The organism is Clostridium sp. CTA-6, from assembly GCF_054768115.1.
The window spans coordinates 88,469-102,780 of the sequence record NZ_BAAAAU010000006.1 but is presented as its reverse complement, the minus strand read 5'-3'; the positions used below and the strand labels follow the sequence as shown (position 1 = coordinate 102,780).

The window sequence follows — 14,312 nt, the reverse complement described above, 5'->3', positions numbered from 1 at the left end:
ATTTTAAGGAAAGCCATTTTGAGACTTTCCTTAATACATAAATAAACATTTTAAAAAAATTGCGTCTTAACTCTATTCAACAATATAAGAAATTAGTCTTTCAATCTCAACTCCATAAACCTTGTTCCTTCAATTGGGTTATATACATATGGTTCAATATCATAAAATCCTAATGATGTATACAAGGCTTGAGCGCTTTTCATCGTTGGAAGAGTATCAAGTCTAATATGTTGATAATTCATTTTTGAGGCTTCTTCAATTATTATAGTAATAAGCTTTTTACCAATTCCCAATCCTCTGTAACAATCACGAACATATAATCTTTTCATTTCACATATATTTTCAGAAATATTACGAAGAGCAATACAGCCGGCCTCTTTGCCATCAACTAATGCTAATATTAAAACTCCATAGGGGGGTCCATATTTACCTGGCAGTGAATTAAATTCTGCTTCGAAATTTTGAAAAGAAAGGTCTATTTTCAGTGATTGAACATACTCTAAAAAAAGTTGCTTAATTTCTTCTATCATATCTTGTTCAGTTATATGCTTAAACTCAATGATATGTTTTTTATTATCAACTATAGCTTTCATAAGTTATACCCCCTATATCCAGTATTATTATAAACATTATATGATATTTAAGTAGCATGATTCAACACGAGTATACTTAATATAGCTTATTCTATATTCTCATTATAATATTAATCTTAATATAATGAGGGTAGACTTTTTCTCTAGTAAATTCAGATTAATATATATTTTCATTTCAATATTGAGTTAAAACACAGTTTTAATTCAATGTTAAACTAAAAGCTTCAAAACATTTATTAATTTTTGTGCTTAATATACAAAATAGTAATGTCACAAGTAAGTGTGTGAGTTTTTGTTAGATATATAAGCTGGCAATTATTTTATTAGCTATACCTAAATTATATTTGTTATAAAAATATCAATTAATGTTGAAATATAAAGGTTTATAAAATATATTGACAAATTATAAAATACAGTATAATATTTAATTAACATAAACGAACAACGGAAACGAAAAGAAAAACACAAATTAGATTTCATAAGTAAATTGTATTAATATAGATTAATTTGTTTTTATACTGAAAATAAGAGGTGATAATATGCTTCCAGTAGAGAGAGAACAATACATAATTGAAAAGTTAGATGAGCTAGGAACTGTGAAAGTTGAAGATATTGCTAATGAACTAGATGTAAGTTTAATGACTATAAGAAGAGATTTTGATAGATTACAGGATAAGGGTATTTTATATAGAAGTCATGGAGGAGCTGTAAAACGTTCTACTTATTTATCAGAACAAGCCTATGATTTAAAGAAGATAAGCAATATATATGTAAAAGAAAAAATAGCAGAAAAAGCTTTGAGCATAATTAAAGAAGGAGATAGTATATTTTTAGATGCAGGTACTACAACCTTTGAGTTGGCTAAAGTGCTTAACAAAGTAAAAGATATAACAGTTATAACAAACGATCTTAAAATAGCTTTAGAATTGTATCAAAACAGTGTGAAAGCTTATATAGTGGGGGGGAAAATACAAGAAGAAACAGGATGTATAATAGGCCCTACTGCAGATGAATTTATATCTAATATAAAAGTTAATGTAGCTTTTTTAGGAACCTCTGGAATAGATTCTGATTTTAGGTTATCTACTCCTACCTTTGAAAAGGCAAACTTAAAGAAGCGTATAGTAAAATCAGCATCTTATTCTGTTCTTTTAACAGATAGTAGTAAGTTTAATAAGGAATCCTTTGTAAATATATTTTCTATAGAATCAGTAAATTGCATTATTACAGATAAAAAATTTGATAAAGATGAAGATAAATATTTAGAATCATTAAATGTAAAAATAATCAATGTATAAATAGGAATTTTATTCAATGAATCCTATGAAGTTTAGTAAATGATTGGTTCGAGGGGGACATTAAATGTTAAATTATGTTATTATAGCTGACGATTTGACGGGAGCTAATGCTACAGGAGTTTTAATTAAAAAATTAGGCTTAAAACCTGTAACATTGATGAATTCTTTAAGAAAAGATGATTTAGAAAAATCCTACGATACAGTTCTTTATTCAACAGATAGTAGAGGGGTGGAAAAAGAAGATGCCTATGAAAGAGTTTATCAAGCTACAGAATTTTTCTTTAGCCCAAATGTAAAAGTTTACGGAAAAAGAATAGATAGTACTTTAAGAGGAAACATTGGATCAGAGATAGATGGAATGTTAGACGCCCTTCCAAAAGGTACTATAGCTGCGGTAGTACCGTCTTTCCCAGAGGCTAACAGACAAGCTGTGGGAGGATATCTTTTAGTAAATGGTAAGGCTTTAGAAGATTCAGATGCAGCAAAGGATGGTAAAAAGCCTATAAACTCTTCTATAATTGAAAAATTAGTAAAAGAGCAAAGTAAATATGAAGCCGCATCTATATATATTGAAGATATTAAAAAGGGATGTGAAAATTTACAAAACAAAATATTAAAGTTCTATGATGAGGGTAAAAAATTAATAATATTTGATGCTTTAGATAACAATGATTTAGAAATTATATCAAAAGCATTAATAAATACAAATATTAAGTTTATATCTGTAGATCCAGGTCCTTTTACTGCAGAGGTAATAAAGCAACATATTGTTTTAGATAAAGAGAGTAAAAGGGATAAAAAGATTAGCAATAAGGTGCTTATGTCTATAGGAAGTATAACAGATACTACTAGAGCACAGCTAGAAAGACTTTCAAAAGATAGGGATATATATAAAGTAGATATAAATTCTAGAGCTATATTAAGTGATATAAATATAAAACACAAAGAAATAGACAGAGTAATAAATAAGGTTATAGAAAATAAAGATTTATATGATGTATTTTGTGTAGTGCTAGATTCTTTATATGAAGAAGTAAGGATTAATTTAGATGAGGAAGCAAAAAAACAAAATACTACAAAAGAATTTTTATCTCAAATAATGAATACTTCAGTAGCGGAAATAAGTTATAGAATAATGAAAGAAATAAAATCTATAAAGGGTATATTTAGCAGTGGAGGAGATATAAGTGTTAGTATTTGTAGAAAATTTAATTCAGCAGGACTAGAACTTTTAGATGAAGTAATGCCTTTAGCCGCTTATGGCAAGTTTATAGAAGGAGAATTCCCAGACATGAAAATTGTAAGCAAAGGGGGAATGGTAGGAAAAGAAGATGGAATGGAGTTATGTGTAGATTATTTATTTAAAAATATTAATTGTGACTAGGGAGGACTAAATATGATTAATAATAAACCAATAATAGGAATACCTATAGGAGATCCAGCCGGTGTAGGGCCAGAAATAGTAGTAAAATCATTAACTGAAGCAGAAGTTTATGAAAAATGTAATCCTATATTAATAGGAGATGCAAAAGTAATTAAACAAGCTATGGGATTCTGCAATGTTAATTTAAATATAAATTCAATTAAAAAAGCAGATGAGGGTAAGTTTACTTTAGGAACTATAGATTTGATAGATTTAAATAATATAAATATTGATGAATTAAAAATAGGTAAGGTTCAAGGTATAGCAGGAAAAGCAGCCTTTGAATATATAAAAAAATCTGTAGAAATGGCTAAAGAGGGAGAGCTAGATGCTATAGCTACAACTCCAATAAATAAAGAGTCCTTAAGAGAAGGTAATGTAAATTATATTGGTCATACTGAGATTTTAGCAGATTTAACAGATACAGAAGATCCTCTTACTATGTTTGAAGTTAGAGGAATGAGAGTATTCTTCTTAACAAGACATGTCTCTTTAAGAAAAGCTTGTGACTTAGTAACTAAAGAAAGAGTATTAGATTATATAATAAGATGCTCTGAAGCTCTAGAAAAATTAGGAGTAAAGGATGGGAAGATGGCTGTTGCAGGTTTAAATCCTCATAGTGGAGAACATGGCTTGTTTGGGGATGAAGAAATGAAAGCTGTTGTTCCAGCTATAGAGGAAGCTCAAAAAATGGGATATAAAGTAGAAGGTCCTATAGGAGCAGATTCAGTATTCCATCTAGCTCTTAAGGGAAGATATAATTCAGTATTATCTTTGTATCATGATCAAGGGCATATAGCAACAAAAACATTAGATTTTGAAAGAACTATTGCTGTAACAAATGCAATGCCAATACTTAGAACTTCAGTAGATCATGGAACTGCTTTTGATATAGCAGGTACTGGACAAGCTAGTTCTGTAAGTATGGTAGAAGCTATAATTTTAGCGGCTAAATATTCACCTAAATTCAAAAAATAAAATTTATTAATAATTATGATAAGTTCTAGGGATTCTTATCTTCACCCGATGAAAGATGAAGATAAGAATCAGCTAGGATAATAGATAAGCTGAAATTTAAGTTTTAACTTCATAGGGGAAATTTATATTACATAAATTTATTACATAGATAAAGTATACATAAAATTTTTTACTAGTTTTTTTAAATACAAATGAATACCTTTACAAAACAAAAGGAGGAAGAATAATGGGAAACACAGTAGCAGGAAATCAAATGATATTAGGACTTGTAGTTGGAATTAGCATACTCGTATTTTTAATATTAAAAACTAAAATTCATACATTTTTAGCACTAATTATTGCAGCAGCTACTACTGGACTTGTAGGAGGAATGCCACCTAATAAAATAATTGATTCAATATCTAAGGGTTTTGGGGGAACATTAGGAAGCATTGGTATAATCATAGGTTTTGGGGTAATGATGGGCCAGATTTTTGAAGTATCTGGTGCAGCGGAGAGAATGGCTAGAACTTTTATAAAGTTTTTAGGTAAAAAAAGAGAAGAATTAGCATTAGCAATAACAGGGTTTATAGTGTCTATACCTATATTTTGTGATTCAGGATTTATAATTTTAGCACCACTTGCAAAAGCAATCTCCAAGAAAACTAAAAAATCAGTAGTTTCTCTAGGAGTAGCTTTAGGATTAGGACTTGTAATTACACATAGTTTGGTACCACCAACACCTGGCCCAGTGGGAGTTGCAGGGATATTTGGAGTAAGTGTAGGAAACTTTATTTTATGGGGAATTCCTTTAGCTATACCTATGGTGATAGCCGGAATGATTTATGGAAAGTATATAGGAAAAAAAATATATCAAATTCCAGGGGATAAAGAAGATGAGTGGATTAGAACAGAATATCAAGAGCCAGTATATGATTTTGAACATGAAGAGGATAATAGAGAATTACCATCTACCTTTATGGCTTTTGCACCAATAATAACACCTATAATATTTATACTTATAAATACTATATTAGATGTTTTAATTAAACAAAAATCAATAGCTCCTAGTGGATTTACTAACATGGTTCAATTTTTAGGTTCGCCAATAATCGCAGTAGGAATTGGTCTTGTAATTGCTATATATGGACTAGCGGGTAAGCTAAGCAAAGAAGATGTTATAAATGAAATGGAAAAAGGAATAAAATCTGCTGGTATAATAATATTAGTTACCGGTGGCGGTGGAGCATTAGGTATGGTGCTTCGTGATAGTGGTACAGGAGATTATATAGCGAAATCAATTGCAGGTTCTCATATGCCTGTTGTATTAATACCTTTTATAATAGCCTCTTTAGTAAGACTTATCCAAGGAAGTGGAACAGTTGCCATGATAACTGCAGCTTCTATAACTGCACCAATTGTTGCAGCATCAAATGTTAATCCAATATTAGCAGCACTTGGAGCATGTATGGGATCACTTTTATTCTCATATTTCAATGATAGTTATTTCTGGGTAGTTAACCGTTCTCTTGGAATAAAAGACGCAAAAGAACAAATAAAAGTATGGTCAGTTACTACTACTATAGCTTGGGCAGTAGGTTTAATAGAACTAATTATATTAAGTTTTATACTATAAAATGTAAATGAATTAAGCTGAAGTTTTTACTTCAGCTTAATTTTTATTTAATAGGCATTATAAAAAATGCTCTTATTTTTTTATATTTGCGGTGTGAAAGTTAAATCTATTTTATTTCCACATTTACATAATAAGTACTAATCTAATAATTGTATAAATTAGTAAAAATCTAATAATAGTACAATGGTACTACTATGTTATGCTTCCACGGTCTTAATTAATTAAGTAATTTCTTATATAATTATATATATAATGTTGAAAAGAAAATTCTATGAAAGAGGGATAATTATGAAAAACTTGACATTAAGAGATGCAGTGGAGGAGGACGCCCCCATTATCACTGGTCTTATATATGATACGGAGGATCTTCCAGAGCATATTTGGGGCCAGGGGACTAAAGAGGAAATTTTAAATAGGATTAAATTGTTAGTATTAAGTGGTGAATCTAGATATTCTTATTTAAATATAAAGGTAGCAGAGCGAAATGATAAAATCTGTGGAGCTATAATTCTTTTAAATAGTGAAGAAATAGCACAGCTAGATACTAAAACTAGTTTAAAGTTGCTTTTTATGATTAAAGGGATTAAAGAAAAGGTAAAATTTATAAAAGATTTTATTAAGGGAATGAGTTTAGAAGAGGGCGGAAAAAGAGAACTTTATATAGCAAACTTAGCCACAACTAAAGAAGTTAGAGGTCTTGGAATAGGAAAAGAGTTAATGAAACTAGCAGAAAAAATTGCTAAAGAAGAAGGATATAAGGGCTGTTCACTATTGGCTAAGGATAAAAATGTAAGAAAATTCTATGAAAAATTAGATTATAAATTTGAAAAGAAGGAAAAGTATTGTTCACAATATTTATATAGAATGGTTAAAATGGTTTAAATGGTTCTAGAATAAATGTAAACAAAGTGTAAAAGAGCTTAGAATAAGATCTTTTACACTTTGTTTTTATAAATTTATAAATTTTACAATATATTAAAAAATACATAGATATAAGTTAATATTAACAATACCAATATATAAATATATTTTACAAGAATAAATATTATGTTTATTGTAAAAATAATATTTAAGAGGATAATTGCATGTTGTTTTTTATAAAAATTAACTAATGTATTGGTAATATATTGGAATTAAAAGGACGTGTTTAATTTATGTGCACTAGTGTAATTCTAAAAACAAAGGATAGTAAAAATTTGTTTGGACGTACAATGGACTTCTCAGTGAAGTTTGATGAATCTGTTCGTTTAATTCCTAGAAAATTTAAATGGACTAATGTAACAGATAAAAATGTTAAAAGTACAAAATATGCTTTTATTGGTATGTCTGTAGTAACAGACAATCATCCCGTTTTTGCTGATGGTGTGAATGAAAAAGGTTTAACCTGTGCTACTCTTTATTTCCCTGGATTTGCAAAGTATGAGGAGGAAAATATTGAAAATAAAGAAAATATAGCTTGTTATGATTTTGTATTATGGGCACTATCTCAATTTAAAAATTTAGAGGAAGTAAAAAAATCATTGAAAAATGTAGTAATTATTAATAAAGTATTGTCTATATTAAATTTTGCTCCACCCTTGCATTGGATTTTATCTGATAAATCTGGTAAAAGTATAGTGATAGAAAGAACATATAGGGGATTAGAGGTATTTGATAATCCAATTGGTGTTATGACAAATAGTCCTAATTTTGAATGGCATTTAAGTAATTTACGTCAATATATTGGAGTGAGAGCTAAACAATTTGATAATGTTACATGGAATGGTTTAGAGTTATCTGCTTTTAGCCAAGGGTCTGGAACTTTTGGATTACCAGGAGATTTTACTCCACCCTCTCGCTTTGTTAGGGCAGTTTATTTAAAAAATAATATTGTGGATATTGATAATGAGATTGAAGGAATAAATGGTATATTTCATATATTGTCTAATTGTGAAATTCCTAAAGGAACAGTTTTAAAATCTGATAATGCTTGTGATTATACATTATATACTTCTGCAATGTGTAGTGAATCAGCTACATATTATTATTATACTTATGAAAATTGCCAAATTTCAGCTGTTCATTTATTTAATGAAGATTTAAATGCTCCCCTTATGAAAGAGTTCCCAATCAATAAAGTAGAATCAATTAATAATATGAATTGATAATATAAAAGACTATCTTAATTTAAATTTTGAGATAGTCTTTTATATTGTATCCAGCATGCATTTAGCAGTAGAAGCCCTTGTAGTCAATTGGGAGGGGGAATTACTAATCAATGGCAAGAAAAATTGGTATGGAAATTGTAACTTTATTTATTAAAAGAAATTGAAGATAGGATGGATAATAATAATTAATTAAAAATAATTATTGACTAATAAGAAAATATATGAAATAATATGATCAAAGTTAATTACAAATAGTAACCAACTGATAAAGAAATGTATATTATTATTTATAACTTAAATTTAAGAATAGAGTACATAGTTTTATACAAATAATAAAATTAGAAAATATAAATAACGGTTTTGGATATTATAATATAAGATATCATATTAAATATAATTACCTTTTAATGATGAAATCAAAATCATATATAAAATTGGAGGAATCAATAATGAAAAAAGATTTTTATGAAGCAATAGAAAAGAGACGTACATTTTATGGAATTAGTAAGGAAGCAGTAGTTTCAGATGATAGAATTAAGGAAGTTATTGAGCATGCAGTAAAGCATACACCTTCTGCTTTTAATTCTCAAAGTGCAAGAATTGTACTATTATTAGGGGATAAACATGATAAACTATGGAGTATTACAAAAGAAGCTTTGAGAAAGATAGTACCTGAAGATAAATTTGGAAGCACTGAAGAAAAAATAAACTCTTTTGCTAGTGGTTATGGAACAATTTTATATTTTGAAGATATGAGTGTAGTAGAAGATCTTCAGAAACAATTCGCTCTATACAAAGATAATTTCCCAATATGGTCTCAACAATCTAGTGCAATGCATCAATTTGTTATCTGGACATCATTAGAAATAGAAGGTTTTGGAGCTTCATTGCAACATTATAATGAACTTATTGAAGAAGATGTAAAAAAAGAATGGGATATACCAAACAACTGGAAGCTTATAGCTCAAATGCCTTTTGGAAAACCAGTAGTAAATCCAGATGAAAAACAATATAATCCATTAGAAGAACGTATTAAAATAATTAAATAATTAAAATAATAATATACTTAAGCTCTCATATTGTGGGAGCTTAAGTATATTAGCGTTTAAAATGTTTTTAGAGTAAGGAACAAGATAAGCAATTTATGTATATATAGGTATATTTTCTAATCAAATTCTAATCTTTTATTAAAGTCCCTCTAATTTTCACTATATATAATAAAAACATAAAGTATAAGAAATTATTAGATTAGATGCAGTTTCTTAAACATATATAATAAAAATGGAGGGATTTTATAATGAATGTGTCTTTAGAACAAATAGACTTATTAAGAAAGAGAGCAAATGTAAGCTATGAAGAAGCAAAAGAGGTATTAGAAAAATTTGATGGTGATATTATAGAAGCTTTAGTATATCTTGAAAAGAATAAAAAGGTCAATGAGGATTTTTGCTGTGAGAGTAAATTTTTTAATAAAATTAAGATGTTAATTAGAAAAGGCAATAAAACTAAAGTTGTAGTCAGAAAAAAAGAAGAAACTGTATTAAAAGTACCAGTTAATGTGGTTATATTATGTGCTGCTTTAGCATTTCCAGTTACAATAGCGGCTACTATAATTGCTTTAGTAACAAAGCATACTATTAGAATAGAAAAAAATTCAGGAGAAGACTCAAAGGTTAATGATATTTTAAATAAAGTATCAACTAAAGTTAATGATATAGTTGATGATTTATCAGAAGAAAAAGAAGTGTATAATTAAATAAATTTTAAATAAACTGTGGTTTAAATTTAAGAATTATTCTATAAAAGTAAAAAGAGTTGTCTGAAAAAATATATTTACTATATTAAAACTAAATATATTTTCAGGTAGCTTTTTTTATTGTATATATATTTATACAAGTTAAAAAATATTTTGTATAATAAAAATATATTAGCTAAAAACAAGTACTTAAAGCTATTCATTAAGGTATAATTTATATAAATAGTTTTTTAGATTAAGTGGAATAATTTTTGGAGGAATTAAAATGGATAAACAGCATAAGGAAAGAATTCTTATAGTAGAAGATGAAGTTAAAATTTCTCGTTTTCTTCAGCTAGAATTACAATATGAGGGGTATGAAATAGAGCAAGCATATGACGGTAGAGAAGGATTAGATAAAGCTTTAAATGAAAAGTGTGACCTAATATTATTAGATATAATGCTTCCTAAATTAAATGGTATGGAAGTTTGTAGAAGGATACGTCAAATATCAGATATACCAATAATAATGTTAACAGCTAAGGACGAAACCACAGATATTGTAATGGGATTAGATACTGGTGCTGATGATTATATTACTAAACCTTTTGCTATAGAAGAACTTTTAGCTAGAATAAGAGTAGCATTGAAGAGAAAAAAATTAGAAGTAAAAGATTCTAATACTATTTCTATAAAAGGATTAGAATTAGATTTAGATAAACATATTGTATCCTATAATCAACAAATTATAGATCTTACAAAGACTGAGTTCGATTTATTAAAATTTTTTATGGAAAATAAAAATATTGCTTTAAATAGAGAACAAATATTGGATAAAGTATGGGGATTTGACTATTTTGGGGACACTAATGTGGTGGATGTTTATGTAAGATATTTAAGAACAAAAATTGATAATAAGTATAGTGAAAGATTTATATATACAATTAGAGGAGTGGGATACCTTTTAAAAGATGAATAAGAAGCTGAGTTTTATAAAGGTTATTAGAGATATTTTTAAATATATTTATATAATTATAAAAAAAATAATAATAGTAATTCCAAGAATTATTAAAGCTTTATTAAATAAATTTAAAATAAGATTAAGATTCTCTATTACTTTTAAGTTGAATTTTATGTATACACTTATAATATCAATATTGCTATTTTTATTTACATATACAGTTTTGTTTGGTTTTAGGTCCTTTTTAATAAAAGAGGCTAAGAATAACTTAAATATGTATGCAGAAATAGTATCAAATAATATAAAAGATGTTCCAAAAGTCCCAAAGGAATTAATAGATAGTGTTGCTAAAAAAGGTAATGTATCTATTAATATTTTGGAAAATGATAAAAGCATTATTTACTCAACCAATAAAAATATGAAAGAATATTATGGGAATTTTAAAAAGGATTTACCATATCTTATAACAGGAAATGATAATATAGAAAGATTAATTTTAAATAAAAGTTTTGAATTAAAAAATGAAATATATTATATACAAGTTATAAGTGATTTACAAAAGGAAAATCAATATTTTCATTTATATTTTATCATTCTAGGGGTTATTGATAGTTCCATTATAATTATAATTATAAAATTTGGTTCTCGTATAGGTAAAAAAGTTGTTGATCCTATAAATGAAATGAATTATACAATAAAAAAGATAAATGTACAAAATTTAGATACTCGTCTTAATGTGAAAGGTTTCCATGATGAATTAAGAGAACTTACCCAGACAGTTAATGATATGTTTGATAGAATTGAAGAGTCTTATGAAAATCAAAATCGTTTTGTATCGGATGCTTCCCATGAACTTAGAACCCCGATTGCAGTTATTCAGGGATATGCAAATATGCTCTATAGATGGGGTAAAGATGATAAAGAAGTCTTAGAAGAAGCCGTTACCGCTATTAAAGATGAGTCAGAAAATATGAAGGATCTAGTTGAAAAATTATTATTCTTAGCAAGGGCTGATAAAAAAACTCAGAAGATTCATAAAGAAGAGTTTTATATAAATAAATTATTGGATGAAATTGTACGAGAAACTAGGTTAATAAATTCAAGTCATAATATTATTAATGAAAGTAATGATAATATTCTAGTTTTTGCAGATTATAAATTGTTAAAGCAAGCTTTACGAATATTTATAGATAATAGTTTGAAATTTACACCGGAAAATGGGCAAATAACTATTGGATCACATATAAATAAAAATAAAGTTGTTATTACAGTTGAGGATACAGGTTCAGGAATCCCTAAGGAAGATATACCTTATATTTTTGATAGATTTTATAGAGTTGATAAGGCTAGAACAAAAGATAAAGGAGGCAGTGGTTTAGGGCTTTCTATAGCAAAATGGATTATAAAAGAGCATAAAGGCAGAATAGAAATCAAAAGTAGAGTTAATATAGGAACCAAAATAAGTATATTTATATCTGTAAAAAATAAGGATTAAACCACTTATGTAGGCAAAGCAATGGGATTCAGATAATAATAAACCAATGGAAGATAAACATAGATTAAGCTCAAAGGTAAGTATATAAATATTTTAAATGAAAAGAGAGTGTCTCAAAATAGCTTTAATTTTAATATAGTAAATAAAAATAATACATGTAATAAACATATGAATAAGCTTTAGCAGTTCTTAATTCGACGGAATTAAAAATTTTTGTAATTCCTCACAGGACGTGAGGAGCCAGTAGTGAAGCCAGAGGAGGTTGCCTCTACTGGGTAAAAAATTTTTAATGGAGTCAAATTTAGAATTGCTTAGCAAAATGAATTGCTTTATGAATGTATTTATTTATATTTACTGTTTTAAAATTAAAGCTGATCTTATTTTGAGACATTTTTTTTGTAATTAAGCGATATATTATTTAGTTTGTAAATAAAAGTAAATAAAGGACGTAAATTGTCCCTATTAATCCTTATAATATATAGATACCACTCTAATATTAGGAAGGAATAACTAATGTTATGTAGAATTGTGTAAAATATACAAACAAAATATAGAAAAAAAGAGAGGTGACAGATTAGTATCATTATCACTGGGGAAGATATTTTTTATTATTAAAGTATACAAATATAATGAAAAATAAGCTATTTAATACTTTATGTGTTTGTAATGAACATTTTAATATAGGGAGGACGTATTATGATTTTAGTAAATGAATTGGAAAGTTTAAAGGTATTAGCTGAAGTGCAGGCAAATACAGTTCCAGGGGGAATTATATTTGGAATAATGGAAGGGGATACTATAGTATGGGTAAAATCCTCTGATTCACTTAATATTAAATTACTTAGTGTAGGAAATAAATTGGGTAGTGATAGTACTACTCTTGTTGCAATGCGTCAAAGAAGAGTTTTATCTCAAAATATTGACCGTTCTGCTTACGGAATAAGATTAACAATTACTTCAATTCCAATTGTAGATGAGGAAGATAATGTGGTTGGAGCTTTTGCTATGGCAGTGCCAAAATTACATCCTATCGGTAAATCTTTTGGAAGTTTTGCCCCAATGCTAGGGGAAATGTTCCCAGAAGGGGCGTTTTTATTTACGACGGATTTAAATAAGATTGTAGATATACAGTCATCAGAAAAATTTGATGTTCCAACTATACAATCTGGAGATAAGCTTAAGGAGGATTTTATAGCAAGTAAAGTAATAAAAACAGGAAAACCACAGTTAGAACAAGTAAAAACTTTAGAATATGGAGTTCCTGTAACTTTATCAGGATATCCATTATTTGACGAGGAAAATGGAAACAAAGTTGTAGGCTCTTTCTGCATAATTATGCCACAGGAAGTTGCAGACAAATTGAGAACTATGTCTAATAATCTTGAAGACAATCTTTCAGAGATCTCTGCTACTATTGAACAGTTGGCAGCATCTGCATCACAAATACATACTAATGAACAGGATTTAAATCAAGAGATAGACAAAATAATAACTGTATCAGAGGAAATTAACGAAATATCTTCCTTTATAAAGGCAATAGCTGATGAAACAAAGATGCTTGGATTAAATGCAGCTATTGAAGCTGCTAGAGCTGGAGAGGCTGGCAAAGGGTTTGGTGTAGTTGCACAGGAAATAAGAAGGTTGTCTGAGCAATCTAAAAGTACAGTACCAAGAATTAAAGAGTTAACAGATAACATTAAGATAAAGGTAGAGGACGTAAGTAAAAAAAGCCAAAGCTCATTAGTTTCAAGTCAAGAACAGGCAGCAGCTTCACAGCAAATTACAGCAGGTATAGAGGAAATAACATCTATGTCTGAAGAATTAAATACTATTGCACAGAAACTATAGGATTATTATTATAAATGTGAATGTGAAATTTTTACCAAATACTTTGTGATTTTAAAAGTATATACAAAACAATATAATATTAGAATTTTATAAAATTACTTTAAAAACAATAGAATGTAACTAAAAAGTGAGAAATTGAGTTCAAAGTAAATTGTAAGAAGGGGTGGATCAAAGAGATTTAATTTTAAAAAGGCAAAGATAAAAAATATATTTATAAAC

At 27.8% G+C, this 14,312-nt stretch carries 12 protein-coding genes; 11 read left to right on the top strand and 1 reads right to left on the bottom strand.

The features are described 5' to 3' along the window. Window positions 1–92: 92 nt before the first annotated feature. Window positions 93–593, bottom strand: coding sequence for a GNAT family N-acetyltransferase (locus tag ACYUDJ_RS10800; protein WP_043032091.1), 501 nt, complete (start codon window positions 591–593; stop codon window positions 93–95). A gap of 539 nt (window positions 594–1,132) precedes the next feature. Here ACYUDJ_RS10800 and ACYUDJ_RS10795 point away from each other — a divergent pair. The 11 genes from ACYUDJ_RS10795 to ACYUDJ_RS10745 all read left to right on the top strand — a co-directional run bounded on the left by ACYUDJ_RS10795 (window position 1,133) and on the right by ACYUDJ_RS10745 (window position 14,093). Next, window positions 1,133–1,891, top strand: coding sequence for a DeoR/GlpR family DNA-binding transcription regulator (locus ACYUDJ_RS10795; RefSeq protein WP_043032090.1), 759 nt, complete (start codon window positions 1,133–1,135; stop codon window positions 1,889–1,891). 64 nt (window positions 1,892–1,955) lie between these two features. Beyond that, complete coding sequence (locus ACYUDJ_RS10790) at window positions 1,956–3,275, top strand: four-carbon acid sugar kinase family protein (protein ID WP_043032089.1); 1,320 nt, start codon at window positions 1,956–1,958, stop codon at window positions 3,273–3,275. 12 nt (window positions 3,276–3,287) lie between these two features. Then, a complete protein-coding gene (gene pdxA / locus ACYUDJ_RS10785) occupies window positions 3,288–4,292 on the top strand; it encodes a 4-hydroxythreonine-4-phosphate dehydrogenase PdxA (protein WP_043032088.1) in 1,005 nt (334 codons plus the stop codon). 226 nt (window positions 4,293–4,518) lie between these two features. Continuing rightward, entirely contained in the window at window positions 4,519–5,907 is a 1,389-nt protein-coding gene (locus tag ACYUDJ_RS10780) for a GntP family permease (RefSeq protein ID WP_003485178.1), read from the top strand. A 288-nt stretch (window positions 5,908–6,195) separates the two neighbouring features. Further along, a complete protein-coding gene (locus ACYUDJ_RS10775) occupies window positions 6,196–6,789 on the top strand; it encodes a GNAT family N-acetyltransferase (protein WP_043032087.1) in 594 nt (197 codons plus the stop codon). A 272-nt stretch (window positions 6,790–7,061) separates the two neighbouring features. Further along, the gene (gene bsh / locus ACYUDJ_RS10770; RefSeq protein ID WP_043032086.1) at window positions 7,062–8,051 is read left to right on the top strand and encodes a choloylglycine hydrolase; all 990 of its coding nucleotides are present in this window, start codon (window positions 7,062–7,064) and stop codon (window positions 8,049–8,051) included. A 452-nt stretch (window positions 8,052–8,503) separates the two neighbouring features. Continuing rightward, window positions 8,504–9,103, top strand: coding sequence for a nitroreductase family protein (locus ACYUDJ_RS10765; protein ID WP_043032085.1), 600 nt, complete (start codon window positions 8,504–8,506; stop codon window positions 9,101–9,103). Between the two features lie 248 nt (window positions 9,104–9,351). Continuing rightward, window positions 9,352–9,810 carry a DUF4342 domain-containing protein gene (locus ACYUDJ_RS10760; RefSeq protein ID WP_043032084.1) on the top strand — a complete coding sequence of 153 codons (459 nt, stop codon included), beginning with the start codon at window positions 9,352–9,354 and terminating at the stop codon, window positions 9,808–9,810. Window positions 9,811–10,075: 265 nt separating this feature from the next. Then, window positions 10,076–10,768 carry a response regulator transcription factor gene (locus ACYUDJ_RS10755; RefSeq protein WP_043032083.1) on the top strand — a complete coding sequence of 231 codons (693 nt, stop codon included), beginning with the start codon at window positions 10,076–10,078 and terminating at the stop codon, window positions 10,766–10,768. A 154-nt stretch (window positions 10,769–10,922) separates the two neighbouring features. Continuing rightward, window positions 10,923–12,245 carry a sensor histidine kinase gene (locus tag ACYUDJ_RS10750; RefSeq protein ID WP_460289638.1) on the top strand — a complete coding sequence of 441 codons (1,323 nt, stop codon included), beginning with the start codon at window positions 10,923–10,925 and terminating at the stop codon, window positions 12,243–12,245. A 696-nt stretch (window positions 12,246–12,941) separates the two neighbouring features. Continuing rightward, the gene (locus tag ACYUDJ_RS10745) at window positions 12,942–14,093 is read left to right on the top strand and encodes a methyl-accepting chemotaxis protein (RefSeq protein ID WP_043032081.1); all 1,152 of its coding nucleotides are present in this window, start codon (window positions 12,942–12,944) and stop codon (window positions 14,091–14,093) included. Window positions 14,094–14,312 lie beyond the last annotated feature (219 nt).